The organism is Streptomyces sp. NPDC104309 (assembly GCF_055584025.1).
The window spans coordinates 48,293-73,999 of sequence record NZ_JBVJMV010000001.1 but is presented as its reverse complement, the minus strand read 5'-3'; the positions used below and the strand labels follow the sequence as shown (position 1 = coordinate 73,999).

The window sequence follows — 25,707 nt, the reverse complement described above, 5'->3', positions numbered from 1 at the left end:
CGGTCCGTCATCGGAGCTCGTCGAGAGCCGCTGCGAAAATGCTCAGGGCTTGAGCCACGTGCGGCAATTCCAGGGGCTCCACAGCGGTGAGGGACTCCGTCTGCTGCTCCGGCGTCGTCCCGAGCAGCTTCCCGGTACCCAGCCGAACGCGCAGCGCACCCAGTTCGTCGCCGAACCGGTGGCCTCCGGGCGTCGGTGCGCCGAGACGCTCCGTCAGGTACTCCTCCAGCTCCAGCGAGTCCGTGACGCCCCGGTCCGCCAGCTGGGATCTGAGCGGGCCGAGGTCGGCATAGAGATGGCGCCCCGCCTGCGGGGGCCTGGCGAGCGCGCCCGACGCGAGGACCGCGCGGTGGGCCGCCGCGGCGATCCGCGCCTGGAGCGCGGCGGCCCGGCGGACCCGCTCCGTGACGGCATCCGGTTCGCGCAGCGCGTGGGCGGCGGCCATGGCGACCGGTCCCGCGACGAGCGCGCCGAGTGCGGTGAGGATGTCGAGAGTACGGGCGTGGCGCACCGCCGCCCGCTCGGTGTCGGGGAACCGGGCGACCGCGACCGGCCAGGAGGACGGGGTCAGCGCGCCGGCGAGGTCGCAGACGACCGTGACGTCGTCCGGGCACATTTCGGCCGGACTGAGCAGGACCGTGTCGTGCGGCCGGTGCAGGGTGTCGCGCCAGGTCTCGTCGCTGACGATGTGCAGCCCCTCGGCGACCGCGGCCTCGCACGCCTCGCGCACGAGTTCCGGCGGGGCGACGGTGGCGGTCGGGTCGTCCACGACGGAGATCAGCAGCAGCCGGGGCCGGCCGCCCTCGGCACGCACTCTGCGCACGGTCTCCAGCAGCGCGTACGGATCGGGCACACCGCCGCACTCGGCCGGGGTCGGCACATGGTAGGCGGGCCTGCCCAGCAGCCGGGCCTGCGGAATCCAGGTGGCCGTGCAGGGGCGTGGCATGAGCACGTCGCCGCCGTGTGCGGCGATCAGCGCGAGCAGCAGCGGCGAGGCACCCGGGGCGGCGGCGACGCGCTCCGGGGTGCCGTGCAGTCCGCGCCGCGCCCAGTAGGCGGTCGCGGCCTCACGCAGGGCGTCGCCGCCACCGGTCGGTTCCGGTGCGCCGCGGCCTGCCGCGGCGGCGAGCACCTCGGCCAGCTCGGACAGGACGGGCAGACCGGGATCGGGGGCGGGCGGCCCGTACCGGACGGGGCCGTGGTCCTCCCGTACGCGGCGCGCCCCTCCGCCGCCCTGCTGCCTACGCCCCGCCCGTCCGGTCCGCTCGGTCCGCTCCCGCGCCATCCGGGCCTCCTTCGCCACCGCCCCGTCGTCCCGCACTCAGGACCCTTGAGCACTCAGGGCCCTTTATACGAGGGATCCACCGGGGGCGCCCGCCCAGCGGAGCCGTCGCTGGTGGGGGCCGGGGAGGCGGGGAGCGGGTAAGCGAGGGGCCGGGGAAGCGGGAAGCCGGGGAGCCGGGGAAGCGGGGAAGCGGGAAGCCGGGGGCCGGGCTCAGCCCGCGAACGCCGTACCGGGCAGCCCGCGCCCCGCGCCCGGCAGCACCAGCAGCGAGCCGGAGAGCGGATGCGGTGCGGCGAGCCCGGAGCGGGCCGAGGTGATGTAGAGATCGCGCAGGTCCGCACCACCGAAGGCGCAGGCCGTCGGGCGCTGCACCGGCAGGGCGACCGTCCGGTCCAGGGCACCGTCGGCCGTGTAGCGGCGGACCGCGGCGCCGTCCCACAACGCGACCCAGACGGCCCCCTCGGCGTCGACGGTCAGGCCGTCGGGAAATCCCGCGCCCTCCTCGACGGTGGCGAACGGACGCCGGTTCGCGGCGTACCCGCCGTCGAAGTCGAAGACGTCGATGCGGCGTGTGGGCGTGTCGATGAAGTACATCAGCCGCCCGTCCGGGCTCCACCCGATGCCGTTGCTGCAGGCCACGACGGGCAGCACCGGGGTGACCGCGCCGTCGGGCGCGACGCGGGCGAGGCTGCCTCCGGTCTCCGCGCCGTCGTCACGCATGGTGCCCGCCCACAGCGCCCCGTCCGGAGCGACCGCCGCGTCGTTGCCACGGCGCCCCGGCTCGGGATCGTGGACCAGCCAGCGGAAGCGGCCGTCGGGGTCGTACAGCCCGATGCCCTCCCGCAGATTGACCACGAGTCCGCCGCCCGCGCGCGGTTTGGCCGCACCGACGTGCTGTTCGGTGGCCATGACCGTACGACGGGCACTCACCGGGTCGTAGGTGTGCACCCGGGCGGAGACGATGTCGACCCAGATCAGCCGGCCGGTGGCCGGATCCCAGGTCGGGCCCTCGCCGAGTTCGGCCTGCTCCTGTACGGCCACATCCAGGCCTGCAGTGGTCATTTCTGCCCTTCGTGGTGGACGGGCCGGCCAAAGAGCGCGTCGGCGCCGTCGAGCACGGAGCCCACCGTTCCTCCTCGCGCTCCTCGGCCCGGCGGATCACGGATACGGAGAGGGAGAACGCGACGACAACGCCTGTGCGGTCCCGCGGCGACGCGGCACCACGGCCGGCATCGGGAACACAGAGTAGTCGCGCGCCACGTGCCGCGACAATGCCGACACCGACGGGCGACGGGTGATGCCCGAAGGGCGGCACCGGCCCGTCGGTCGGGCAGCGTGAGCGGCTGGGCCGGGCCTGGCGCGAGCGGCCCGGCCGGCACATCGGCGTCCGACGGCGTCCCGACGAGGCCCCGACGGGCGGAGCGGAATTCCCTCCGGTGGACGCAGGCCTCACGGAGCCGCCCTCCCGGCCCGGTGGCCCGTGCGCGAGCGCGCCCACTGGTTCGGTGCGTCCGGGCGGGGTAGGCGGTGTTCCATGTCCGCACCACGTCGCACTCCGTTCACCGGCCCGTCGTCCACCTCATTGCGCGGTCGGCTGCACCGCCGCGATCTCGCCTTGTTCCAGGCCCTGGCCCACCGCGACTGGCCGGGCGCCGGCCCCGTGCTGCCACGGCTGAGCCGCAGCGCCGATCACGGGCTGCTGTGGTTCGGGGCCGCCGCGGGCCTGGCCGCGCTGGGCGGCAGCGCACGGGCCCGGCGGGCCGCGCTGCGGGGGATCGCCTCGCTGGCGGTCGCATCGGCCGCGATCAACACGATCGGCAAGGGCGCGGTGCGCAGGGAGCGCCCACTGCTGGACACCGTGCCGGTGATACGGCAGCTCAAGCGTCAGCCGTTCACGACGTCCTTCCCCTCCGGGCACGCCGCGTCGGCCGCGGCCTTCGCCACGGGCGTGGCTCTCGAATCGAAGGGCTGGGGCGCCGTCGTCGCCCCGCTCGCCCTGTCCGTCGCCGCCTCCCGCGTCTACACCGGAGTCCACTATCCGAGTGATGTGCTGGCGGGTGCGGTGCTCGGCGTGGGGGCCGCGCTGGCCCTGCGGGGTGTCGTGCCGACCCGCGGACAGCTCCCGGCACCGGGGCGACCGCCCGGCCACGCGCCCGCCCTGCCGGCCGGCCAGGACCTGGTGGTCGTCGTCAACCAGGAGTCGGGCACCGCGACCGCGACGGCCTCCCTGGTACGGAACGCGCTGCCGCGCGCCGAGGTGGTGGAGTGCGTCCCCGAGGAACTCCCGGCCGAGCTGGAGAAGGCGGCGGGCCGGGGCCGGGCGCTGGGGGTCTGCGGCGGGGACGGCACGGTCAACCGGGCCGCGGCCGTCGCCGCCGTGCGCGGTCTGCCGCTCGCCGTGTTCCCCGGCGGAACGCTGAATCATTTCGCGTACGACCTGGGCATCGAGACAGTGGACGACACGTGCGCCGCGCTGATCGCGGGCGATGCGGTCCGGGTCGATCTCGGCCGCTTCCGGCCCGGCCCCGAGGGACCTGGAGGCGCGCACGGCTACTTCCTCAACGCCTTCAGCCTCGGCGTCTATCCCGAACTGGTACGGACGCGTGAGCGCTGGGCCCCGCGTATCGGAGGCTGGCCGGCGGGCCTGGTCGCGGCGTGGCAGGTGCTGCGGGGCGAGCGTCCGCTGGAGGCCGAACTGGAGGGGCGGCGGCGCCCGTTGTGGCTGCTGTTCGTGGGCAACGGGCTGTTCCAGCGCGTCGGTCCGGCGCCCGGACGGCGGCACAACCTCGGGGACGGCCTGCTGGATGTGCGAGTGGTGCACGGTGGCCGCACACCGGGCCTGCGGCTGCTAGCCGCCGCCGTCGCGGGCCCACTGACCCGCTCCCCCGTACATGCGGCGGAACGGCGCCGAAGGGTGCGGATCGCCGGCCTGCGGCCCGGCACGCCCTACGCGTACGACGGCGAAGTCGCCTACAGCAAAACCGAGTTGATGATCGACAAGCTTCCGGAGGCGCTGACGGCGTACTGCCCGATGACGAGGTGAAGAAGCCCACCGGAATCCGCCGCGCACAGGCGAGCCAGGGGCGGCCGACTGCCATTCGGCCGCCCCTGGCTCATGCACCGACCCACCCTCTGTCCACATAACAAGACTGTGATCTCATTATTCGACATCCGGGCGTACGGTGGCCGTACCGATCAGCGAGAAAGGATCCACGGCCATGCCGAAGGAGACCGCCGTCTACACCCACGGCCACCACGAGTCGGTGCTGCGCTCGCACCGCTGGCGCACCGCCGCCAATTCCGCGGCCTACTTGACCGATGAGCTCCGCCCCGGCATGACCGTGCTGGACGTGGGCTGCGGACCCGGAACCATCACGGCGGATCTGGCCGCGCTGGTCGCCCCCGGCCGGGTGACCGCCGTCGACACCTCCGGGGAGGTCCTGACCTGCGCGGCCGAGGCCGCGGCCGAACGAGGCCTGGACAATGTCGAGTTCGCCACCGCCGACGTGCACGCCCTGGACTTCCCCGACGACTCCTTCGACGTCGTCCATGCCCATCAGGTGCTCCAGCACGTGGGCGATCCGGTGCGGGCGCTGCGCGAGATGCGGCGCGTCTGCCGTCCCGGTGGCATCGTCGCCGCCCGTGACAGCGACTACGCGGCGATGACCTGGTACCCCGACGTGCCCGGCATGGACTCCTGGCAGGAGCTGTACGGCCGGGTGGCCCGAGCCAACGGCGGCGAACCGGACGCCGGACGCCGGCTGCTCTCCTGGGCCCGCCGGGCCGGCTTCACCGACATCACCCCGACCGCGGCCAACTGGTGCTTCGCCACCCCGGAGAACCGCGCCTGGTGGAGCGGGCTGTGGGCGGACCGCACGGTCGGCTCGGTGTACGCGGAGCAGGCCGTGGACGGCGGCCATGCGAGCACCGAGGAGCTGGCGGCGATCGCCGCGGCCTGGCGGGAGTGGGGCGCGCGGGACGACGCCTGGTTCATGGTCCCGCACGGCGAGGTGCTCTGCCGGGCCTGATCACCGCCAACTACCCTTGCCCGCATGGATATTCTGGGAACCACGCTGCGCATCTGTGTCGACGACCTGGACGCCGCGGTGGCCTTCTACGAGGACCTCACCGGAAGTTCCGCACTGCGCTTCGAGCGCGGCGGGGTCTCGGTCGCCGCGATCAGCTGCTTTCTGCTGATGAGCGGCCCGGAGTCGGAACTGGAGATCCTGCGCAAGGTGACGGCGACGATCGCCGTCGAGGATGTCGACGAAGCCCACGCCTCCCTCGCCCGTGTCGGCGCCCGGATCCTCGCCGGACCGGTGCCGACGCCGGTGGGCCGCAATCTGATCGCCGTGCACCCGGACGGCTCGGTCTTCGAGTACGTCGACCGGAACCTGACCGTTTGACGGGCGGCCGTCCGGCCCGCGACCACCCGACCGGGATCGCCCGTGCCACGGCCGCCCCCGCCCCGCGGCCACCCGGCTCACGGCCGTCCCTGGCCCGCCTCCCCCGCCCCGCCGCCCGGCCCGCGCCGGTGGAGGCCGGACGGAGCGGAGCGGGACTGGGCGGGGCGGCCTTCGCCGTCACGTCCTGGGGCGCATCCGGTAGTTGTATCTGTCCGGCAGCGGCTCGTCGGTGAGCTCGGCCCACACCTCGTCCAGGATTTCCGCGCCCTCCCGCAGATCCGCCACCTCGAAGCCCTCGTCGAAGACGGCCCGTGCGGCGACGGGGTCGCCCTCGGCGATCAGCAACCGCGCCTCCAACAGGCGGAAACGGCCACGCTGTCGATGCTCCGCGCACAGGCCGTTCCACACCGTCCGGGCCGCTTCGGGGCGCCCTGCCGTCAGCAGCGCCTCCATCGCCTCGCGGGCGAGCGCCGCCATGGCGGACATCCAGGCGTCGAAGCCGCCGTCACCGTCGGGGCGTTCCGCGCACAGGCCGTCGAACGCCTCGGCGTAGAGCTCCGCGGCCCTGTCCCACTGGGCGCCCTCCTCGGCCGCGACGGCGAGGCAGCGCAGCAACGGCCAACGGGACGTGGCGAGGGCCAGTCCGCGCTCCCAGCTGCGGACAGCCTGGGCGCGGTCGCCGGCGTGCCACTGGGCGACGCCGAGGTGGTATTCGGTAAGGGGTTCGGCGGAGGCCGTCTCCAGCATGTCGCGCCAGTGCGGGGAGACCAGGGAGGGGCCGGGCGGAACCGGCCCGAGCGGTTCGGGAAAGGCCCCTTGTTCGAGCAACTCCAGCCAGGGTCGCTGCTGTTCACCGAGAGTCGACTCGGCGAACGGTGTGCCGGGGAGCCGGTGGCTACCACGCCGGACTTCGAGGGCACCCCAGCCGGAGCCGGTGGCGAGCGACTCGCCGGGCTCGGTGTCGGCACACGGGCGCCAGGCGGCGTACGCGGCATCGACGTCGGCGCGCGGCAGCGCCTCGGCGAGCCGCCGCTCGGTCTCGGCACGGGCCGCTGCCCAGTCGTCGCCGTGCACGGCCGCGGGGTCCGCGGACAGTGGTCCGTACGACTCCAGCCAGCTGAACTCGGCGCCCGGTGCCAGGGGAATGTGTTCCAGCTGGGTGCGGGCGAGTCCGGCCTGGATCTCGGCGTAGCCGACGGTGCCCGGCTCGGTGAGCCACTCCTGCCAGCGCCGCCCGCCCGGCCCGCTCCCCCACAGGAACAGCTTCCGGCCGCGCAGCAGGTCGGTGGACGTCTGGACGAGTCCGTTCCCGTCCTCGTCGAGGGAGGCGATCCAGCGGCGCGAGCCGTCGGGCACCTCGTAGAAGTAGTCGGCGGGGAAGTCGCCGCGCAGGGGGTACGTACGGTCGACGTGGCCGGACTCGGGGACCGGCACCCGGGTCAGGGTCCGCTCGTAGCCGAAGTGCCACGCCTCGTCGGCCGGGGCCAGCACGCGGGTGCGTTCGCCTTCGGGTACGGCGATGTTGGACCACCAGTAGACGGGTGCGGTGTGCTCGTGCGGATTGCGTATCCGTACGCCGACGTGCAGGAAGTCCGAGTCCTCGGGCAGCCAGAGGTCCACCTGGAACGGCAGGTCGCGCAGCCGCTCCCACTCCCACAGGCGGACCATGTCCCCGCCGTCGGGCGCGGGCACCCGAGCGGCGTGCACCGGGGCACAGGACAGGGTGGTGTGGCCCGTGGCGCCGATGTTCCATTCGATGCCGCCGGAGAACCAGGCACCGTTGAGCGCGAAGTCGGCGGGCTGCAGGACGGGGTTGGTGTAGAGGAGTTCGCGGCCGGTGGGCTTGTGGTGGAGGGAGTGGATGCGTCCGCCGAGTCCCGGCAGGACGGTGGCCCGCAGCCGCTCGTTCTCGATGACGATCGCGTCCAGTGCGGTGGGGACGCGTCGGCGACCGTACCCGTCGAGGATGCGCACCGGCAGCACCGTGGCCAGTGGCTCGTAGCCGATCTGGTGTGCCATGTCACGTGGCAGTCCGGCCCGGTCGCGGTCGTCGAGGACATGCATCTCGTCGAGCGGCCGCAGTGCGGGCAGCGGGTTCTCCGGGCCCAGTGGTGCGGCAGGCAGAGTCAGTACGGCACGTCGTACGGTCGTGGCCAAGACAACCTCGCTCCCTCGCGCGGGCCGCCGCAGGTCCGGGCGCCCCCCGATGACCATGGAACACGCTGGACAGCGGCCCGGCCAGAGGGGTCGCCGTCAGACTTCGGCAAAAGCAGGGCCAGGTTCGGGAGACCGGAGGCGACGAACGTGCTGCCCTGGACCGCTCCCCGCGATATTTCGCGTGTGTCTCGTCCCCGTCGCCGTGGCCTGGGCGCTCAACGGTGCACACCGTCTTGTCTCGCTCACCCGTACCGACCAGGCTGCTCGGGGCGGGAATCGGCCCGGTCTCCTCCCTGGAGTGGGCTCCCCGGAAGGGGATGCGCCGGCACCGGCCCGCTCAGCCGAGGTCCACCTCCGGCTCGTACATGTCCAGCCACATCGCGAGGTCCAGGGTGCGCTCCAGCCCACGACGGGAGGCCGAGGTGATCCCGGGCGCGTCGTGTTCGGCCACCCGCTGCAGCCGGTCGCGGTCGATGAGGTCGAAGACCCGGTGGTCCGGACGCGCGAGCAGGTCGTGGGCGTGCTCCTGGAGTGCGACGGCGTACTTCGGGTCCTGGGTCGACGGATAGGGGCTCTTGGTCCGCTCGTACACGGACCGGGGCAGCAGGTCGGCGGTGGCCTCGCGCAGCAGGCTCTTCTCCCTGCCGTCGAAGGACTTCAGGGCCCAGGGAGTGTTGTAGACGTACTCGACGAGCCGGTGGTCGCAGAACGGCACCCGGACCTCCAGGCCGACGGCCATGCTCGCGCGGTCCTTGCGGTCGAGCAGGATGCGAACGAACCGGGTCAGGTGGAGGTGGCAGATCTTGCGCATGCGGTACTCGAAGTCGCTCTCACCGGTGAGCCGTTCGATGCCGGCGACGGCGGAGTCGTAGCTGTCGCGGATGTACGCCCGCAGGCCGAGTGCCTGGTTCACGTCGTCGCGGAGCATGCCCGCGTCCTCACCGAAGTGCTCGGCGAAACGCACCAGCCAGGGGAACGTGTCGGCTTTCCGGGCCTCCTCGTCGAAGAACTGGAGGTAGCCGCCGAACACCTCGTCGGCCGACTCCCCGGACAGCGCGACGGTCGAGTGCTCGCGGATGGCCCGGAAGAGCAGAAAGAGCGAGGCGTCCATGTCGCCGAGGCCCATCGGGATGTCCCGGGCCCTGATCATCCGGGCGCGTACCTCGGGGTCGGCGAGGGTGTCCGGATCGAGCACGATGTCACGGTGGACGGTGCCCGCCTGCCGCGCCACGTCGTGAACGAACGGGGTGTCGGGAGTGGTGCGCAGTTCGTCGGCGACGAAGTTCTCGGTCCGCCCGACGAAGTCGACGGCGAAGGTGCGGACCTTCTCACCGCTCCTGGCGAGCTGTTGGGCGGCGAGCAGAGTGACCGCGGACGAGTCGAGGCCACCCGAGAGCAGGACGCAGCGGGGTACGTCGGAGACCAGTTGCCGGCGCACGATGTCATCGAGCAGCGTCCGCACCCTGGCGATCGAGGTGTCCTGGTCGTCGGTGTGCGGGCGGGTCTCCAGCCGCCAGTAGACGTGCCGGCGCAGACCGCCGCGGTCGACGGTGACGACCGTGCCGGGCTGTACCTCGTACATGCCGTCCCATACGGCGTGGCCGGGGGTCTTGACGAGGCTGAAGAGTTCCCGGAGCCCGTCGAGGGTCACCCGGGGACGGGACAGCGGATTGGCGAGGATGGCCTTGGGTTCCGAGCCGAAGAGCACTCCGTCGGGCGTCGGCCAGTAGTAGAAGGGCTTGACGCCCATCCGGTCGCGGATCATGACGAGCTTGTCGTGGCGGCTGTCCCAGAGGGCGAAGGCGTACATTCCGTTGAGCCGTTCGGCGACGGACTCGCCCCACTCCAGATACCCGTGCAGCACGACCTCGGTGTCGGAGTCGGTGAGGAAGCGGTGCCCGCGGGCGATCAGCTCGGTGCGGAGTTCGGTGAAGTTGTATGCCTCGCCGGAGTAGACGAGGGCGACCTCCCCTTCGGGGGTGGAGACGGACATGGGCTGGCGTCCGCCGGGAAGGTCGATGATCGCGAGCCGACGGTGTCCGAGCCCCGCGTGCTCGGCGGTCCAGGTCCCGCGGTCGTCCGGGCCCCGGCAGGCCATGGTCTCCGTCATCGCGTCCAGCGTCGCGACCTCCGCGGCGGCCCTCAGATCGCGGTCGAAGGAAACCCAGCCGACGATGCCACACATAAGCGTCCTCCCGATTCGGTCCCGGCCGGGAGAGCGGTCCGTACGCACGGTGCCGCCCCTTGGGCGGCATGCCGAAGGCGGGGGCCCGGCAGAACCAGTTGTATCTAGCAGCTATGTATCGAGCCTGTGCCTGCGATTGCGTACGGTCAACACGGTCGACACATGCGTGGAGGCCGGCTCCTCATACTTTCGGCCGCCGCTTTCCCCTTCCTATACGGGACCACCATGCTTCGCAGCCCGTACGGAGAGGGCCCGAGGGCTCCGAAGGCGGCCCGAATCAGCCACGGGCAAAGACTTTCCCAATCCGGGATGGGCCGGTGGAGTGCACTCGGCGGTCTGCGGACGATCCGGTACGGCCGATCAGGGTGACCGATCCGGGTGACCCGTCCGGCGGACCCGCTCGATAGGCTGGTCAGGACCTGGTCCACGTCGGTGACCTGCGGTGTCCCGGGCGGTCCGCCGCCGGAGCGCCCGGCCGACCGGCTGATCCGGAGTACCGCGTGCCCGTGCCGCCCACCGTCGCCCTCACCGTGGCCGTCGCCCAGCCCCGCTGCGTCCCTCTGGACGTCGCCGTCGCCGCCACCGCCCATGCGGAGGCGGTCGGCCGGTCGGGGCACGGCTGGTCGTCTTCCCGGAACTGTCCCTCACGGGCTCCGACCTCGCCGCTCCTGCCGTGTCCCCCGACGACCCGCGCCTGCGCCCGATCGTCACGGCGTGCCACGCGTCGGGGGCGACGGCCCTGGCCGGGGCGCCGGTGCGCGCGGCGGACGGGCGTGAACACATCGCCACCCTGGCCATGACGCGACGACCGCCACACGTGGGTCGATCGAACGCTGCAACCGCGTCCTCGCCGTGGAATTCCTCCACGCCCGCACTTGGGCCTCAGAAGCCCGACGAGTTGCAGCACCGAACACGTGGAACCCGCACTGCAACCACCACCGACCCCACGGGGCTCTCGACCGCCGACCACCCGCATCACAACTCGGCGCAAGCGTCAGCAACGTCCTGACCTCCTACGACTGGACGCCGTTCTGGCTCAGCATCTCGGCCGTGATCGCCCACCGCTCATGGTCGCGCCAGGCACCGTCGATGAAGAGGAAGTCCGGCGAGAATCCTTCGAGACGGAACCCGGCCCGTCGCACGAGGGCGAGCGAACCTTCGTTGCCGGGCTGGATGTTGGCTTCGAGCCGGTGCAGGCCGAGCGGCCCGAAGGCGTACCGCAGGACCAGTTCCAGCCCTTCGCTCATCAGCCCGCGCCCCGCTGCATGGGCGAAGGCCCCGTATCCGAGCGCGCCGCAGAGGAACCCGCCGCGGACGATGTTGTTGATGTTGATGAAACCCGCGATCCCGCCGCCGCGCCCGCCCTCGCCGCCGTCTCGCTCGCAGACGAGGAATCCGGCCTTCGTGGGGTCATCGATCAACCGGCCCGCGTAGGCCCCGTACGAGCGGGCGTCGGCCGGCGGGAAGAGCCAGGGACTGTGCAGCCCCCGGCTCTCCCTCGCACGGGTGGTGAATTCCTCGGCATCCGCTTGCGTGTAAGGGCGGATCGCCGCGCGCCGCCCCTCGGCCAGGTAGTCGGTTCCAGTCATCCGGCCAGCCTAGATGTACTGATCACGAGCGCTGCCGGTGCTCGCGCAGGCGTGCCTCGGCCAGTCGGAGCAGTCGGAGCAGTCGGAGCAGCCTGGGCCGCGCCGATGTGACGCCGCCTTCGGCGGGTCACTCCCCCCGGTCGCCGACCACCGGAAGCTCCAGCACACCGGTGTCCTCGGGGGCACTGACCACCGTCACCGGCTTGATGCCGCGGTTGCCCGAGTAGGCGCTGTCGCTGGCCGCGATGACGAATTCGAGCCGGTGGCCCGCCTCGTACCGGTGGACGATGCCCGGCAGCTGCACGGTGAACGAGCGGGTGACGTCCGGCACGCGCACCGGGGAGACGAGCCGGTTCACCAGTGTCCTGGAGCCGTCCGGTGCCACGTCGTACACCTTGGCGAACAGGACGAGCTTGTCGGCGGCGTCCCCGCTGTTCTGTACCCGCTCCGTCTTCGGCGAGACGACCTTCAGCGTGGCCTTCGGCGCGCCGACGACGTCCACGGCGGCGGTCAGCGGGGCGCTGCTCCAGCCCAGATAGGTGCCCTTGATATCGTACGGCTCGGGGTCGGGCAGTCCGATGAGTCCGGCGAGCGAACTCTCCGAGTGACTGGTCGGCACGAGCCAGTTGGCATACTGACGGCTGCCCCGGGTGACCTCGGACCGGTTGTCGACGAGCTTGCCGTCGCCGGAGAGGTACATCTTCCGGCTCGGGGCCGGTACGCCGGTGGCGTTGCCGTAACCGCTCTGCCAGTCCCGGTAGTAGGCGAACTCCGGCCCGGTGTCGGTGTTCTTCCTGTGCTGGAGGTAGCGGTCGAACCAGGCGAGGACGCGCTGTCCGACGTAACTGGTCTCCAGATTGCCCTTGCCCAGGTCGAGTTCACCGGGCGCCTGCCCGCCGCTGTGTCCCCAGGCCTGCCAGATCATCTTGGTCGTGGTGCCCTGCGCCTTGAGGGTCCGGTACGTGGCCGTGGCCTCGTTCAGGTTGAACAGGCTGTCGGCCTGGCCCTGGACGAGCAGGGTGGGCGCCTTGACCCTGCTGAGGTAGTCGACGGGCGACACGCTGCGCGCGTAGTCGAGCATCGCGGCGGTCCTGTCCGCGGGGTAGCGGCCGGAGTTGAGCAGCCGGATGGTGTCGCAGGCCCGCGCCGCGAAGTGCAGGCAGGTGAGACTGCCGAACCGGGACGGGTCGAGGCTCGCGTTGAGGATCGTCTGCCCCTCCCCCATCAGATAGAAGCCGTTGGTCCACTGCCACTTGAAGACACCGGCGGTGTCGGACGAGACTCCCTCGCGCGTACCGGCGTTGTTGGGCGAGAGCGCGTAGGCGAGGTCGTTCCAGGTGATCAGCGGCACGAGGGCGTCGACGCGCTGATCGACGGCCGCGGTCGCCATCTGGATGGCGCCGCCGTACGAGCCGCCGATCATGCCGACCCTGGGGTCACCCGTGCCGTCCTTGGTGACGTAGTCGGCCTTGGTGCCGTCGTCGGCGGCGCGCGTTCCGGCGAGGAAGTCGATGAGTCCGGCGGCGGCCTTCCCGTCGATGGCCGGGTCGTCGAGCGTGATGAGACAGCCGGACTTGCCGAAGCCGAGGCCGGAGTAGACGAGGCCGACGTAGCCGCGGGAGGCGAAGGCCTTGCCGATGGCGTCGGTCGAACCGTCGGACTTGCTGCCGCCGAAGCCGTTGGTGGCGAGCACGGCGGGGGCGGGGTGCTGGGCGTCGGCCCCGGCAGGACGGTACAGATCGGCGTCGACGGTACAGGACCGGCCGCCCGCCTCAAGGGTGAACTTCAGCGGGGTGACGGTGTACGGAGAGGTCTCGATGGCGCTCGCGTGTGCCGCACCGGCGAGGAACAGCGGTGCGGCGAGCGCGGCTGTGGCCGCGTACGCGGCCGACTTCCGGGACAGCGTCCGGTGCCCGGACCGGGAGCGGGAAAGAGCACGTGACACGAAGACCTCCACACCGAGAGCATCTTACCGACCAGTAAGTACTGGACCGCGCTCATGCTGTGACGGGTGTCATAGTGATGTCAACGCTCAGGACCGCGTTTCCTGAAGGATGCTCAATTTCTTCGCGATTCACCGCCGTTCAGGCCAGCGCGGGTACCTCGACGGTGAGTGTGGCGGGGCCGCCGTCGGCCGGCGCGTCCAGCACGGCGGGCACTCCGAGCGGAATCGTCAGCGCGGTCGGCCCGTGCCCGAAGCCAAGCTCCTCGACGACGGGCACACCCAGCGGGCCGAGCCGGTCGGCGAGGACCGCCCGCACCTTCTCGTACGGACCGCAGCCCGCCCAGGAACCGCAGGCCACGCCGGACACCCCGTCGAGCGCCCCCGCCCGCAGCAGTTGGGTGAGGATGCGGTCGATGCCGTACGGGTCCTCGGTGGTGTCCTCGATCACCAGCAGCCCGCCGTCGGCCGACGTCCGTGCGTGCGGGGTGCCGATGTCGGCGGCGAGCAGGCTCACGCAGCCGCCGTAGGTGATGCCGCGGGCCCTGCCGGGAACCAGCACCCGGGCCGAGGGAAGGCCGAGGGTACGCACCGAATCGGGCTCGAACAGGGTGGCCCGCAGGGACTCCTGGGTGTCCGGGTCCTTGAGGAAGGTCTCGGTGCCGGCCATCGGCCCGTGCAGGGTGGCAAGGCCCATGCGCCGGGCGAACGCCTCGTGGAGCACGGTGATGTCGCTGTAGCCGATGAACACCTTGGGGCCGGCCGCGCGCATCGCCGCCCAGTCCACCAGGTCGACCATGCGGTGCACGCCGTATCCGCCACGAGCGCAGATCACCGCGTCGACGGACGGATCGCACCAGGCCTCCTGGAGATCCCGGGCCCGCTCCTCGTCCGTGCCCGCGAGATAGTCCAACTCCGTGTGCACGGCGCGCGCATGGGGAGCTTCGACGGGGACGAGGCCCCAGCCACGCAGTACGTCCAGGCCTGCGTCCAGACGGTCGGCGGGCACCGGTCCGCTCGGGGACACGACGGCGATCCTGGCACCAGGACGCAGCCGGGCGGGGCGGGTCAGGGGGGCGAGGGTCACTTCTTCAGCTCCAGCCGCGGTACGTCGGGACGGTCGATGCCGAAGGTCTGGCCGTACAGGGAGAGTTCGGCCTCCAGAGCGCGGACCATGGTGTCCGCGCGCCGGAACCCGTGCCCCTCCCCCTCGAAGGTGAGATAGGCGTGCGGGATGCCGCGCCCTTCGACCCGGTCCAGGAACCGCTCGCACTGGACGGGCGGGCAGATCGGGTCGTCCAGCCCCTGGAGCAGAATGAAGGGGGCGGTCAGCCGGTCGGTGCGGCTGACCGGCGACCGTTCGCGGTAGCGGGCCGGGACTTCGGCGATCGGGCCGACCAGGGATTCCAGGTACTGCGACTCGAAGTCATGGGTCTCGTCGGTGCCCCAGCCGGTCAGATCGAGGATCGGGTAGATGATCGTGCCGCAGGCGTAGACATCGGTGCCGGTCAGCGAGGCCGCGGTGGTCCAGCCGCCGGCGCTGCCGCCCCGGATGGCCAGCCGCCGCCCGTCGGCCGTTCCCTCGGCGGCCAGCGCCTCGGCGACGGCCGCGCAGTCCTCGACGTCGACGACGCCCCACTGTTCGCGCAGCCGGTTGCGGTAGGTCCGCCCGTAGCCCGTGGAGCCGCCGTAGTCGACCTCGGCGACACCGATGCCGCGCGAGGTGAAGTAGGCGATCTCCAGGTCGAGTACGAGCGCGGCATGGCCGGTGGGACCGCCGTGCGCCCAGACCACATAGGGCGGCAGCTCACCTTCGGGACCGGTCCGGTCGGGGTTCCGGGGCGGGTAGATGTGGGCGTGGATCTCCCGCCCGTCGGGCCCGGTGAAGGTGCGGTCGTCGGGCCGCGGGTAGTACGCGGGGTCGACGGCGTCCTCGTGCGGTGTGCCGATGATCCGGGTGCGGCCGGTCGCGGTGTCCAGTTCTACGACCTCGTAGGCACTGTACGGGCTCGCGGCGATGCCGATGACCCGGCTGCCGTGCACGGCGAGCGACTCGGCCCATTCGGTCCAGGGCCCGGCGACATCGACGAGTTCGCCGGTCTCCGGGTCGAGGATGCCGAGCGTGGTGGTGCCCCGGCCGTGGACGGTGGCGATCAGGCCGTTCTCCAGGGGCCGGAACCAGCTGAGGCCGATCTTCCAGAGCGGTCCGGCGAACTCCTGTTCCCGGGGGCAGAGCGCCACCGCGCCCCGGTGCGGGTCGGCGCGGTACAGGTTCCACCAGCCGCTGCGGTCACTGGCGAAGAGCAGCTGTCCGTCGGCACCCCACTCGATCTGCGGAACCGACTCCTCGGGGCCGCCGCCGAAGCTCCAGGCATGCTGGAACGTACCGTCCTCGGTGACGTCCGCGAGCATCACCTCGGTGCCGTCCCACGGCATGCGCGGGTGGTCCCAGGCGATCCAGGCCGCCCGCCGTCCGTCGGGCGAGAGCTTCGGTCCGGTGACGAACCGATGGCTGTCGTCGGTGAGTTCACGTACCGCCGAACGGTCGTCGGCCGCGGAGCCGTCCAGGGGTACGGCGGCGAGCACGCGGCGCAGTTCGGTGGGTGCCTCGCCGGTGAACTCCTCCAGGACGCACCAGACCTCGCCCTGCTCGCCCCGGTCGAGGTGGAGCTGCGGGTCGACCCAGCGCAGCCCGCCGCCGACGGGTGAGACCGGGGTCAGCGGCCGGGGTTCACCGGATCCGTCGGGGGCGTAGGCGTACAGCCGCTGGTCGGCGAAGTCGACGAAGACGATCAGCGGGCCCCCCTCGGCGCGTTCGGCCCCGGCCCAGGGCTGTCCGCCGTACTCGATGACGCGGCTCCGTACGTTCCACGGAGCGGGCAGCGCGGTGCCGGTGGTCCCGTCCGCCCGGCGGCGGACCAGGGCGCGGCGGCCCGCCTCGGCAGGGCGCGGCTCCGTCCACCACACCTCGTCGCCGACCACGCCGACGTACTCCGGGCGGCCGTCGTGCGACGCCGCGAGCCGTGCGTCGATGGGTGACGGCCATGTTCCGTAGGCCCCTGTGGACACCATGATGAATTCCCCCCGTAGCGGGTCAGGCCGTGCGCAGATAGTGATCGAGGACGCGGACGCCGAAGTGCAGCGCTTCGACGGGGACGCGTTCGTCGACGCCGTGGAACAGCGCCTGGTAGTCGAAGCCGACGGGCAGCTTCAGGGGCGAGAAGCCGTAGCCGACGATGCCGAGCCGGGAGAACTGCTTGGCGTCCGTGCCGCCCGACATGCAGTACGGCACGACATGGCCGTCCGGGTCGAAGCGCTCGATCGCGGCGCGCAGCTTCGCGAAGGTCGGCGAGTCGACCGGCGCCTCCAGCGGGACCTCGCGATGGTGGAACTCCCAGCCGACATCGGGTCCGGTCAGCCGGTCCAGAGTGGCGTGGAACTCGTCCTCGCCGCCGGGCACCATCCGGCCGTCGATGTACGCGGTGGCGTGGCCCGGGATCACGTTGACCTTGTACCCGGAGTCCAGCATGGTCGGGTTGGAGCTGTTGCGGACGGTCGGCTCGACCAGGGCGGCGGCCGGGCCGAGCTTGCCGAGCAGTTCGTCCACGTCGAAGCCGGGGGCGTCGAGGTCGGGGTGGATGCCGTGCAGTGCGGCGATCTCGGTGAGCGCGGCGCGGACCGTCGGGGTGAGCCTGACCGGCCATTCGTGCTGGCCGATCCGGGCGACGGCCGCGGCGAGTTTGCTGACCGCGTTGGCCTTGTTGACCTTGGAGCCGTGCCCCGCCTTGCCGTGTGCGGTGAGCTTGAGCCAGGCGGTGCCGCGCTCGCCCGCGGCGATCGGGTAGAGCGGCATGGAGGGTCCGGCGTGGAAGGTGAAGGCACCGGATTCACTGATGCCCTCCGTACACCCTTCGAAGAGCCCGGCGTGCCGGTCGGCGAGGAAGCCGGAGCCGTCCTCGGCGCTGGCCTCCTCGTCGGCGGTGTACGCGATCACGATGTCGCGACGGGGCCGGACACCGGACCGCGCCCAGGCCCGGACGACGGCCAGGACCATGGCGTCCATGTTCTTCATGTCGATGGCGCCGCGCCCCCAGACGACTCCGTCGCGGACTTCCCCGGAGAAGGGGTGCACGGTCCAGTCGTCGGCCTCGGCCGGGACGACGTCGAGATGGCCGTGCACGAGGAGGGCGTCGGCGGACGGATCGGTGCCCTCGATCCGGGCCACCACGTTGGTGCGTCCCGGGGTGCGCTCCAGGAGGGTGGGTTCGAGTCCGGCGTCGGCCAGCCGCTCGGCGACGTACTCGGCGGCCGGGCGTTCCCGGCAGTCGCCGCCGCCGCGGTTGGTGGTGTCGATCCGGATCAGCTCGGAGGTGAACGTCACCGATTCGTCGAGCGTCCGCTCGTCGACGCTCTCCCGGGGGTCGGTCGTCTCAGCCATACTGTTCCTCCACGGCGGACGACACGATGGTGGTCACCGCCTTGAACGTGCGGATAGCTTCGTACATCGTCTCGCTGGTGTAGGCGACGCGCCGTTCGCCGCTGGGTGTCACGCCGGGAACGACGGTGGCCGCGCCGGCCAGGTGCTCGGCGTCGAATTCCAGCTCAAGGGTGAAGGGGCCGCCCTGCACCGGGGTGTGGCGCACCGCCAGCGCGGTCGCGTCCTTGGCCGCCGCACGGATGTCGGCGGCGGTACGGGCCGGGGTGCGGCACACCGCGGCGTACCGCGACACATAGTCCTTCACGGCGACCTTGCGTGCCTCCGGGGCGTACCCCTGCGCGTCGGTGCAGGTCAGGTCGTCGCCGGTGACGAGGATGACGGGAACGCCGTACTCGGCCACGACATGCGCGTTGAGCAGCCCCTCGCTCGCCCGGACTCCGTTCAGCCAGACCCCGGTGAGGGAGTTCGCCAGATAGGTGTGGGCGAGCACCCCCTCCGTGCCGGCGCCCGTGTGGTAGCCGACGAAGGCGATGGCGTCGACGTCGCCGTGCTGGACGCCTTCCACCATGGAGAGGGACTTGTGCCTGCCGGTGAGCATCTGGACCCGGTCGTCGAGCCGCTCCAGCAGGAGGTTGCGCATGGACCAGTGGGCCTCGTTGATGAGCACCTCGTCGGCGCCGCCGTCGTAGAAACCGAGCGCCGCCGCGTTCACGTCGGAGGTGAACATGGCGCGGCATCGCTCCCACTGCGGGGTGCCCGGCAGCACATCGGCCGGCCAGGTCACGCCGGTGGCGCCTTCCATGTCCGCGCTGATCAGGATCTTCATGCGGGGTCACGCTACGCGCCGAAGAACCGCCAGGCCAGAGCCACAGATACGTTCAATGGTCCAGTCCTCCGAAGAGAGTGCGACCCACACCCTCATCAGGCGCATTCCGGACACTTCCCGCCCTGCCGTCGACCCGGCCGCCCCTCGTCGCCTTGACAGTCCTCGCGCACGAAGACCATGATTCCATTAATTGACTAATGGAATTGAGGCGAAGTGCATGGCAGACGCATTCACTCCGGGCGGCACGTCCGGCGTCGGGGCCCTGGAGGCCCGCGGCCTGGGTAGGCGCTACCGTCGCGGCTGGGCGTTGCGCGACTGCTCGTTCCGGCTGCCGGCCGGACGGATCTGCGGTCTCGTCGGCCCCAACGGAGCGGGCAAGAGCACCCTGCTGGGTCTCGCGACCCGGCAGGTGCAGCCGACGGAGGGCGAACTCCGCATCTTCGGCGTACCGGTGGACGATCCCGCGGTGATGCCGCGATTCGCGTTCCTCGGGCAGGACAAGCCGCTGTTCAAGCGGTTCACCGTGGCGGAGACCCTGCGCATGGGCAGCGAGCTCAACCCCGGCTGGGACATGGCCGCGGCGGAGCGGATCGTACGGTCGGGCCAGGTGCCCATGGACGCCCGGGTCGGCACCCTCTCCGGTGGTCAGCGCACCCGTGTCGCGTTCGCCCTTGCCTTCGGCAAGCGGCCCGACCTGCTGCTGCTCGACGAACCGATGTCCGACCTCGACCCGCTCGCCCGTCACGACATGAGCACCCTCCTGATGTCGGAGGCCGTCGAACGCGGCACCACCGTGCTGATGTCCTCGCACATGCTGTCCGAGCTGGAGGACATGTGCGACTACCTGCTGGTCCTCGCGGACGGCAGGATCCGGATGGCCGGCGACGCGGACGCACTCGTTCCGGCACACGCGCTGGTCACCGGGCTCGCCGCTGACGGGAATCCGGCCGACCTGCTGGCGCCCCACACGGTGATCGAGTCCCGCGTCCAGGGCAGGCAGTTCCACGCGCTGGTACGGCCGAACGGTCCGCTGCGGGCCGACTGGGTGGTCGCCGAACCCAGCCTGGAGGAAGTGCTGCTGGCGCATCTCCGCTCGCCGCAGGCGCCTGCCCTGTTCGCGCCCGGTGCCCGTATCGAGTCCGAAGGGATCCACAGCTCATGAGCGCCACCCTGACCGACACCTCCCGGACCGGCCGGGCGCCAGGGACCCGCCTGCTGCGCGGGGTGCACTGGCTCGTCGCACGACAGCACCGGGCCGCGCTGCTGACCCTGCTCGCCCTGATGGTCCTCGGCTCGATCTGGCTCGCGTACCAGCGCGGCAGGATGGGCGACCAGCTCGCAGCGCTCGGCTGGCCGGACAGGGATCTGGCCCAGCCGACGTTCAGCTCGACGGCAGTCGACCTCACTCTCACGGGCCTGGGTTCGCTGCCCGTGGTCCTCGCCGTGTTCCTCGGAGCCCCGCTGATCGCGACCGATCAGGAGCACGGCACCGCGCAGTTGGTCACCACCCAGTCCGTGTCCCGCCGCCGCTGGCTGACGGTGAAGCTCGCCTGGTGCTACGCGGCCGTCGTCCTGTCCGGTGCGGTGCTCTCGGCGTTCTTCACCTGGTGGTGGAGGCCGTACCGTTCGGTGTTCTCCAGCCTGTGGTGGGACGGGGCGATCTTCGACAGCACCGGTCCGGTGCTTCCCGCGCTCTGCCTCTTCCTGACCGCCGTCGGTGTCACCGTCGGCATGCTGCTGCGCCGCGTCCTCACGTCCATGGCGATCACGTTCCTCATCGCCGTGTTCATCGGGATCGTCTGGGACCGGATGCTCGCGCACCTCGCACCGTCGCGCATACTCACCTACCCGCTCGAAGGCAACATGCCCGCACGGCTGATCGAGTCGTACGAGGTGGACCGCTGGGTCGGCTCGGCCGACGGCCATCTCTACGGCTGGGGGCTCTGCGCCAAGACGACCGAGGCGGCCTCGAACGCCTGCGTCAAGGAGCACGGCATCGTCAACAACGTCTACAAGTACCTCGGTTACGACCAGATGCAGGCCATGCAGTGGACCGGGGCGGGCATCCTGCTCGCGGCAACCCTCGTGCTCACCGCGTTCGCCCTGTGGCGGATCTCCCGGAGCCCGCTCTAGGACCCGTCACCGCAGGTACATATCGTTTCGGCAGTCCAACGGGAGGTGAAGACGGTGGTTGTGTTCCGCATCGACAGACGCAGCGGAGTGGCGACGTACCTCCAGATCGTGCGACAGGTCGAACAGGCGCTGCGGATGGGCGCCCTGGAGGAGGGCGACCGGCTGCCCACGGCAGCACAGGTGGCGGCGGAAACCAAGGTCAACCCGAACACCACTCTCAAGGCGTACCGCGAGCTGGAGCGCGCGGGCCTTGCCGAGGTCAGGCAGGGGGCGGGCACCTTCATCACCCGCTCCCTCGCTTCGGCACAGGAGGGTCTGGACTCCCCGTTGCGCACCTCGCTGGCCCAGTGGCTGGACGAGGCACGCTCCCAGGGGCTCAGCGGCCAGGAGGTCACCGCTCTCTTCCGGTCGGCCTACGCGGCCGTGTATCCGTCCGGGACGGACGGCTGAGGGACGGCCGAGGAACGATTGAGCGACGGTTTCGTACTCCTCGTCCTCGTCCTCGACCTCGGCCTCGTCCGGGGTACGAAACCGCGTTCAATCCCGTTCCGGATAGTCCCCCGTGGCACCGTCGGTCCGCTCGCGCAGCAGGTCCGCGTGGCCGTTGTGGCGGGCGTACTCCTGGATCATCGCCAGGTACACCCAGCGGAGGCTGACGACCCGGCCACAGGTCGTCGACAGGAATGTCTCGTCGAGGCCGCGCCCCGCCACGGCGGCCTCGCACGCCTCGACCTCGGCGCGGAACGCGGCGTAGTCGCGTTCCGCGTGGGCGGCGTCGACACCGTCGATGCCTTCGTCCCCGTCGTCGGGACCGGTGAAGACGTCACCGATCGGCTCACCCGCGAAACTCCGCCGGAACCACCAGCGTTCGATCTCCCCCATGTGCCGGACCAGGCCAAGGAGCGTGAGGTCCGACGGTTCGGCGGCGGTGCGGGCCAGCTGCTGCGGGCCGAGTCCGGCGCACTTGGTGAGCAGCGTCTCCCGGTGCCATCGCAGCCACCCGTCCAGCACGGCCCGCTCGTCCGCCGCGCTCGGAACGTTCAACTGGTCGCCGTCGGCCGTCGTGCGTTCGACGCGAGGTGCCGTCCATGTCATGCCGGTCATCCTCGCACCGGGCGCACCGCGTTCAGGTCAGTTCCCGGATCAGCGGGTCCGCGTCCAGGAGAAGGAAGAGGTGCCCGCCGTCGGGGACGGTGTGCAGCTCGGCGCCGTCGATCTGCGCGTGCGCCCAACGCGCCACCTCGATGGGGACGTTGCCGTCGGCGTCGCCGTGGATGAACACGGTGGGCACAGAGATGGAGCCCAGCGGGTCCGGCGGGGGGCGGAGTAGCCGGCGAGGGCGGCACGGCCGCGTCCACCCCTGGCGCCGGGCCTCGGTCGTGTCCGGATCCGACAGGGCCAGGAACGCCGGGGTGCTCATGACCGGGCGGTCGGCCCGGGGCCAGGCGTCGAGGTTCGGCTCACGGCTGCCCCTCACAGGAGTTGACCTCGGGCGAGCCGACCGCCTCGACCGGTGTCGTCCAGGCGAGGGCGCGGGCCTGGACGCTCGCCCACGCGGACGCCGACGTCGTGGTCACCCCGACCGTGACGACCCCGCCGACGCTCATCGGTCAGCTGCGCGACGACACCGATCCGGCGGCGGAGCCGGCGGCGATGACCACCTTCACCGGCAACACCGTCCTCGGGAACGCCACCGGGTTCCCGGTCATCAGCCTTCCGTTGGGCCGGAGTTCCGAGGGCCTGCCGCTCGGGGGCTCCCTCACGGCCGGCTGGAGCCGCGAGGACCTGTTGTTCGGGGTGTCAGCGGCCCTGGAGGAGGCCCTGCCGTGGGCCCACCGCTACACCGGCCGGGCAAAGGCGCGAACAGCCGCCGCGGACTGAGCTCAGCGGCTGTCCGGGCCCTTGAGGATCTCCTCGATCCGGGCCAGTTCCTCGTCACCGAACTCCAGATTGCGGACCGCCTCGACACTGTTCTCCAGCTGGGGGACGCTGCTCGCCCCGATCACGGCGGAGGTGACCCGGCCGCCCCGCAGCACCCACGCCAGGGCCATCTGCGCGAGGGACTGCCCGCGTGCGGAAGCCACCTCGTCCAGCGCCCGCAGCCGGTCCGCCAGCTCCGGAGTGACCGAATCGGGCGTCAAGAAGGGGCTGTTGCCGGCCGCGCGGGAGCCTTCCGGGATGCCACGCAGATAGCGGTCGGAGAGGATGCCCTGCTCCAGCGGCGAGTAGGCGATCGAGCCGGTGCCCAGTTCGTCCAGCGTCGTGAGCAGACCGTCCTCGACCCAGCGGTCCAGCATCGAATAACGCGGCTGGTGGATCAGGAGCGGGGTGCCCAGCTCCTGGAGGATCCGGGCTGCCTGTCGGGTCTGCTCCGGGGAGTAGTTGGAGACGCCGACGTAGAGCGCCTTGCCCTGCCGTACCGCCGAGTCGAGTGCGCCCATCGTCTCTTCGAGCGGGGTGTCCGGGTCGAAGCGGTGGGAGTAGAAGATGTCGACGTGGTCGAGCCCGAGCCGGGTGAGGCTCTGGTCCAGCGAGGAGAGCAGGCTCTTCCTGGACCCCCACTCCCCGTACGGGCCGTCCCCCATCCGGTTGCCCGCCTTCGTCGAGATGACGAGCTCGTCCCGGAGCCGGGCGAAGTCCGTTCCCAGCGCGCGTCCCATCGCGGTCTCGGCGGCGCCGGGCGGCGGCCCGTAGTTGTTGGCGAGATCGAAGTGGGTGATGCCGAGATCGAAGGCCCGGCGCAGGATCCGGCCCTGGCTCTCCGGTGTCCGGTCGCCGCCGAAGTTGTGCCACAGGCCGAGGGAGACCGCGGGAAGCAGCAGACCGCTGCGTCCGGTGCGCCGGTAGGGCATGGAGTGGTAGCGGTCGGCGGACGGCAGGTACATGCGGGCTCCACGGAAGAGGGGCGGTTGCGGTGGGCAGGGGTCCAGGTTCACCGACAACGATCCAGCAGTCCAACAGGAGATTCTGCTGGGATTCAGCGGCTACATTTCTCAATCATGGAATTGCGCCAGCTGGAACACTTCGTCGCCGTCGCCGAGGAGCAGCACTTCACCCGTGCCGCCGAACGCCTCTCCGTGTCGCAGTCCGGCCTCTCCGCCTCCGTCCGGGCCCTGGAGCAGGAGCTGAGGACCCCGCTCTTCAGCCGCACCACGCGCAGCGTTCGGCTGACCGAGGCGGGACGCGCCCTGCTGGTGGAGGCCGAGCGCACACTGGCGGGCGCGCGGGCGGCCAAGGACGCCGTCGACGCGGTACGCGGACTGCTGCGCGGCACCTTGTCGGTGGGCGTCGAGCAATGTGTGCCGGGGGTGCATCTTCCGCGTCTGCTGGCGGCGTTCCACCGCAGGCATCCACTGATGGAGATTCGGCTCCGTCAGGAAGGCACCACGAGTCTGGTGGACGGGGTGGCCGGCGGCCGACTCGACGCCGCCTTCGCCGCGACCGTCAGCTCCGTCGAGTGGCGCGGTGAACTCCACCCGCTGGCACGTGAGCCCATGGTCGTGCTCTGCGCCCCCGGCCACCGGTTCACGGCAGCGGACCGCGTCGCGTGGGACGAGATGACCGGTGAGTCCTTCATCGACTTCCATCCGGACTGGGGGCCGCGGCGAGCGGCGGACGGGGCGTTCGCCGAGGCGCGGGTACGGCGCACGGTGGGCCTGGAGGTGAACGACGTGCACAGCCTGCTGGAGCTGGTGCAGGAGGGGCTGGGGATCGCCCTGGTGCCCCATCACTTCTCCCGCAAGCCCGAGGCGCGGGGGCTGACGGCGGTCGCGCTCGAAGGGCCTCGGCAGCCTTGCTACGAGAGTGCCGTGGTGCTCCCGGAGGTCCAGGCCATGAGTCCGGGCGCGCGGGAGTTGATGGCACTGCTGCGGAGCGGCGAGGGGACGTGAGGACGGTCCCGCCCGGCCCTCAGCCGACAGCGGTCGTCGCGGCCAGTACGAACCAGCGCGCGGGCAGGTCGACACGGGTTCCGTCGGACAGGTACGCGGTCTGGGCCAGGGCGGTGTCACCCTGGGCCAGTGTGGTCAGTCCGGCCGCCCGCAGCAGCCGGGGCACCTCCTCCGCGCTGACGCTCGCCGGATTGAGCCCGTGCTCCAGCACCCGGCGCAGCTTCTCCGGCGGACCGTCCGGGCCCTGCGCCACCTGCTGGAGCACCGCCTTGGAGTCCGGGGTCAGCTCGGCGACGAACGCCCGGCCCCGCTCCCCCAGCAGCGTCGCGACCGCCGCGGCGACGGCGGGCCTGGCCTCGGCATCGCTCTGGTGGATCACCGCACGCATGTAGACGTTCGTGTCACCGATCCGCTCGTGCAGGGCCGACACGGCCTCGGCCTCGACCAGGTCGAGCTGGGCGAACTCGGCGGCCCCCTCGGTGTCCGCGCGGCGCGCGTGCGCGATCGCCGCGTGCGAGAGGTCCACGCCTATCGCGCGCGCGAAGCGCGTGGCGAGATAGCGGGTCTGGGTGCCGTTCCCGCAGCCGAGGTCGACGACCGGCAGTGCGGTGTCGGCGTACGGCAGGAGCAGTTCGCTGTGGGGGACGGAGCTGAGGGCCGGGTCGGCGTCCCAGATTGCCTCACCGGGCGTGTCCGAGGTGGCGGACCAGTAGCCCTCCCACGCATCGCGGTACCGTTCTGACACTCCCATGGGCACTCCCGAGTCCATTGCTTCCGGGGGATGTTACTCAGGTCCGGACCACCGTCCCGGGAAGGTGGCGGCAAGACCACGCACCGCATCCACCCCCGCGACGAC

General features: G+C 71.6%; 22 protein-coding genes. 8 read left to right on the top strand and 14 right to left on the bottom strand.

Going from position 1 to position 25,707, the window contains the following annotated elements; translation table 11 throughout:
- Positions 1–7: 7 nt before the first annotated feature.
- Both ACZ68L_RS00345 and ACZ68L_RS00340 read right to left on the bottom strand, forming a co-directional pair.
- Complete coding sequence (locus tag ACZ68L_RS00345; protein WP_469573305.1) at positions 8–1,285, bottom strand: aminotransferase class I/II-fold pyridoxal phosphate-dependent enzyme; 1,278 nt, start codon at positions 1,283–1,285, stop codon at positions 8–10.
- A gap of 210 nt (positions 1,286–1,495) precedes the next feature.
- Positions 1,496–2,347 (bottom strand): SMP-30/gluconolactonase/LRE family protein, encoded by an 852-nt coding sequence (locus tag ACZ68L_RS00340; protein WP_469572886.1) that lies wholly within the window; start codon positions 2,345–2,347, stop codon positions 1,496–1,498.
- A gap of 472 nt (positions 2,348–2,819) precedes the next feature.
- Here ACZ68L_RS00340 and ACZ68L_RS00335 point away from each other — a divergent pair, with 472 nt between their 5' ends.
- The 3 genes from ACZ68L_RS00335 (at position 2,820) to ACZ68L_RS00325 (ending at position 5,691) form a co-directional block, all read left to right on the top strand.
- Positions 2,820–4,328, top strand: a complete 1,509-nt coding sequence (locus tag ACZ68L_RS00335; protein ID WP_469572884.1) for a phosphatase PAP2 family protein — start codon at positions 2,820–2,822, stop codon at positions 4,326–4,328.
- Positions 4,329–4,503: 175 nt separating this feature from the next.
- Positions 4,504–5,313, top strand: a complete 810-nt coding sequence (locus ACZ68L_RS00330) for a methyltransferase domain-containing protein (protein WP_469572883.1) — start codon at positions 4,504–4,506, stop codon at positions 5,311–5,313.
- A gap of 24 nt (positions 5,314–5,337) precedes the next feature.
- The gene (locus ACZ68L_RS00325; RefSeq protein ID WP_469572882.1) at positions 5,338–5,691 is read left to right on the top strand and encodes a VOC family protein; all 354 of its coding nucleotides are present in this window, start codon (positions 5,338–5,340) and stop codon (positions 5,689–5,691) included.
- 177 nt (positions 5,692–5,868) lie between these two features.
- Here ACZ68L_RS00325 and ACZ68L_RS00320 read toward each other — a convergent pair whose 3' ends face one another.
- The 8 genes from ACZ68L_RS00320 to ACZ68L_RS00285 form a co-directional block, all read right to left on the bottom strand.
- The gene (locus ACZ68L_RS00320; protein WP_469572881.1) at positions 5,869–7,848 is read right to left on the bottom strand and encodes a DUF5107 domain-containing protein; all 1,980 of its coding nucleotides are present in this window, start codon (positions 7,846–7,848) and stop codon (positions 5,869–5,871) included.
- 337 nt (positions 7,849–8,185) lie between these two features.
- Positions 8,186–10,033 (bottom strand): asparagine synthase (glutamine-hydrolyzing), encoded by a 1,848-nt coding sequence (gene asnB, locus ACZ68L_RS00315; protein ID WP_469572880.1) that lies wholly within the window; start codon positions 10,031–10,033, stop codon positions 8,186–8,188.
- A 1,013-nt stretch (positions 10,034–11,046) separates the two neighbouring features.
- The gene (locus ACZ68L_RS00310; protein ID WP_469572878.1) at positions 11,047–11,622 is read right to left on the bottom strand and encodes a GNAT family N-acetyltransferase; all 576 of its coding nucleotides are present in this window, start codon (positions 11,620–11,622) and stop codon (positions 11,047–11,049) included.
- Between the two features lie 127 nt (positions 11,623–11,749).
- Positions 11,750–13,525, bottom strand: coding sequence for a CocE/NonD family hydrolase (locus tag ACZ68L_RS00305; RefSeq protein ID WP_469573304.1), 1,776 nt, complete (start codon positions 13,523–13,525; stop codon positions 11,750–11,752).
- 181 nt (positions 13,526–13,706) lie between these two features.
- Entirely contained in the window at positions 13,707–14,651 is a 945-nt protein-coding gene (locus tag ACZ68L_RS00300; protein ID WP_469572877.1) for a S66 peptidase family protein, read from the bottom strand.
- Complete coding sequence (locus tag ACZ68L_RS00295; RefSeq protein ID WP_469572875.1) at positions 14,648–16,636, bottom strand: prolyl oligopeptidase family serine peptidase; 1,989 nt, start codon at positions 16,634–16,636, stop codon at positions 14,648–14,650. Before ACZ68L_RS00295 ends, ACZ68L_RS00300 begins: the two co-directional genes overlap by 4 nt.
- 22 nt (positions 16,637–16,658) lie before the next feature.
- Positions 16,659–18,002, bottom strand: coding sequence for a M20/M25/M40 family metallo-hydrolase (locus tag ACZ68L_RS00290; protein WP_469572874.1), 1,344 nt, complete (start codon positions 18,000–18,002; stop codon positions 16,659–16,661).
- Positions 17,995–18,828: a M55 family metallopeptidase gene (locus ACZ68L_RS00285; protein WP_469572873.1), complete on the bottom strand. Its 834-nt coding sequence runs from the start codon at positions 18,826–18,828 to the stop codon at positions 17,995–17,997. The genes ACZ68L_RS00290 and ACZ68L_RS00285 overlap by 8 nt, the downstream gene beginning before the upstream one ends.
- A gap of 217 nt (positions 18,829–19,045) precedes the next feature.
- Here ACZ68L_RS00285 and ACZ68L_RS00280 point away from each other — a divergent pair, with 217 nt between their 5' ends.
- The 3 genes from ACZ68L_RS00280 to ACZ68L_RS00270 are packed head-to-tail and all read left to right on the top strand — an operon-like array spanning position 19,046 to position 21,411.
- Positions 19,046–19,990 carry an ABC transporter ATP-binding protein gene (locus ACZ68L_RS00280; protein WP_469572872.1) on the top strand — a complete coding sequence of 315 codons (945 nt, stop codon included), beginning with the start codon at positions 19,046–19,048 and terminating at the stop codon, positions 19,988–19,990.
- Positions 19,987–20,961 carry an ABC transporter permease gene (locus ACZ68L_RS00275; RefSeq protein ID WP_469572871.1) on the top strand — a complete coding sequence of 325 codons (975 nt, stop codon included), beginning with the start codon at positions 19,987–19,989 and terminating at the stop codon, positions 20,959–20,961. Before ACZ68L_RS00280 ends, ACZ68L_RS00275 begins: the two co-directional genes overlap by 4 nt.
- Before the next feature lie 45 nt (positions 20,962–21,006).
- Positions 21,007–21,411: a GntR family transcriptional regulator gene (locus ACZ68L_RS00270; RefSeq protein ID WP_469572869.1), complete on the top strand. Its 405-nt coding sequence runs from the start codon at positions 21,007–21,009 to the stop codon at positions 21,409–21,411.
- An 87-nt stretch (positions 21,412–21,498) separates the two neighbouring features.
- Here the strand turns inward: ACZ68L_RS00270 and ACZ68L_RS00265 are convergent, their stop codons facing one another.
- Positions 21,499–22,056 carry a DinB family protein gene (locus ACZ68L_RS00265; RefSeq protein ID WP_469572868.1) on the bottom strand — a complete coding sequence of 186 codons (558 nt, stop codon included), beginning with the start codon at positions 22,054–22,056 and terminating at the stop codon, positions 21,499–21,501.
- Between the two features lie 31 nt (positions 22,057–22,087).
- Positions 22,088–22,438 carry an alpha/beta fold hydrolase gene (locus ACZ68L_RS00260; protein ID WP_469572866.1) on the bottom strand — a complete coding sequence of 117 codons (351 nt, stop codon included), beginning with the start codon at positions 22,436–22,438 and terminating at the stop codon, positions 22,088–22,090.
- A gap of 5 nt (positions 22,439–22,443) precedes the next feature.
- Between ACZ68L_RS00260 and ACZ68L_RS00255 the strand changes: the two genes are divergently transcribed.
- The gene (locus ACZ68L_RS00255; RefSeq protein WP_469572865.1) at positions 22,444–22,842 is read left to right on the top strand and encodes an amidase family protein; all 399 of its coding nucleotides are present in this window, start codon (positions 22,444–22,446) and stop codon (positions 22,840–22,842) included.
- 2 nt (positions 22,843–22,844) lie between these two features.
- On the opposite strand, the gene ACZ68L_RS00250 is transcribed toward ACZ68L_RS00255, so the two are convergent.
- Positions 22,845–23,846, bottom strand: coding sequence for an aldo/keto reductase (locus tag ACZ68L_RS00250; RefSeq protein ID WP_469572863.1), 1,002 nt, complete (start codon positions 23,844–23,846; stop codon positions 22,845–22,847).
- A gap of 114 nt (positions 23,847–23,960) precedes the next feature.
- Between ACZ68L_RS00250 and ACZ68L_RS00245 the strand changes: the two genes are divergently transcribed.
- Positions 23,961–24,851, top strand: coding sequence for a LysR family transcriptional regulator (locus ACZ68L_RS00245; protein ID WP_469572861.1), 891 nt, complete (start codon positions 23,961–23,963; stop codon positions 24,849–24,851).
- A gap of 19 nt (positions 24,852–24,870) precedes the next feature.
- On the opposite strand, the gene ACZ68L_RS00240 is transcribed toward ACZ68L_RS00245, so the two are convergent.
- On the bottom strand, positions 24,871–25,602 hold the full coding sequence (locus tag ACZ68L_RS00240) for a methyltransferase domain-containing protein (RefSeq protein ID WP_469572858.1): 732 nt from the start codon (positions 25,600–25,602) through the stop codon (positions 24,871–24,873).
- Positions 25,603–25,707 lie beyond the last annotated feature (105 nt).

What these genes read in the sequence shown, in the direction of transcription:
- ACZ68L_RS00345 (WP_469573305.1), bottom strand. Translation starts at nt 1,285, where the DNA reads ATGGCGCGGGAGCGGACCGAGCGGACCGGACGGGCGGGGCGTAGGCAG.
- ACZ68L_RS00340 (WP_469572886.1), bottom strand. Translation starts at nt 2,347, where the DNA reads ATGACCACTGCAGGCCTGGATGTGGCCGTACAGGAGCAGGCCGAACTC.
- ACZ68L_RS00335 (WP_469572884.1), top strand. Translation starts at nt 2,820, where the DNA reads ATGTCCGCACCACGTCGCACTCCGTTCACCGGCCCGTCGTCCACCTCA.
- ACZ68L_RS00330 (WP_469572883.1), top strand. Translation starts at nt 4,504, where the DNA reads ATGCCGAAGGAGACCGCCGTCTACACCCACGGCCACCACGAGTCGGTG.
- ACZ68L_RS00325 (WP_469572882.1), top strand. Translation starts at nt 5,338, where the DNA reads ATGGATATTCTGGGAACCACGCTGCGCATCTGTGTCGACGACCTGGAC.
- asnB (WP_469572880.1), bottom strand. Translation starts at nt 10,033, where the DNA reads ATGTGTGGCATCGTCGGCTGGGTTTCCTTCGACCGCGATCTGAGGGCC.
- ACZ68L_RS00310 (WP_469572878.1), bottom strand. Translation starts at nt 11,622, where the DNA reads ATGACTGGAACCGACTACCTGGCCGAGGGGCGGCGCGCGGCGATCCGC.
- ACZ68L_RS00295 (WP_469572875.1), bottom strand. Translation starts at nt 16,636, where the DNA reads ATGGTGTCCACAGGGGCCTACGGAACATGGCCGTCACCCATCGACGCA.
- ACZ68L_RS00290 (WP_469572874.1), bottom strand. Translation starts at nt 18,002, where the DNA reads ATGGCTGAGACGACCGACCCCCGGGAGAGCGTCGACGAGCGGACGCTC.
- ACZ68L_RS00285 (WP_469572873.1), bottom strand. Translation starts at nt 18,828, where the DNA reads ATGAAGATCCTGATCAGCGCGGACATGGAAGGCGCCACCGGCGTGACC.
- ACZ68L_RS00280 (WP_469572872.1), top strand. Translation starts at nt 19,046, where the DNA reads ATGGCAGACGCATTCACTCCGGGCGGCACGTCCGGCGTCGGGGCCCTG.
- ACZ68L_RS00275 (WP_469572871.1), top strand. Translation starts at nt 19,987, where the DNA reads ATGAGCGCCACCCTGACCGACACCTCCCGGACCGGCCGGGCGCCAGGG.
- ACZ68L_RS00265 (WP_469572868.1), bottom strand. Translation starts at nt 22,056, where the DNA reads ATGACATGGACGGCACCTCGCGTCGAACGCACGACGGCCGACGGCGAC.
- ACZ68L_RS00250 (WP_469572863.1), bottom strand. Translation starts at nt 23,846, where the DNA reads ATGTACCTGCCGTCCGCCGACCGCTACCACTCCATGCCCTACCGGCGC.
- ACZ68L_RS00245 (WP_469572861.1), top strand. Translation starts at nt 23,961, where the DNA reads ATGGAATTGCGCCAGCTGGAACACTTCGTCGCCGTCGCCGAGGAGCAG.
- ACZ68L_RS00240 (WP_469572858.1), bottom strand. Translation starts at nt 25,602, where the DNA reads ATGGGAGTGTCAGAACGGTACCGCGATGCGTGGGAGGGCTACTGGTCC.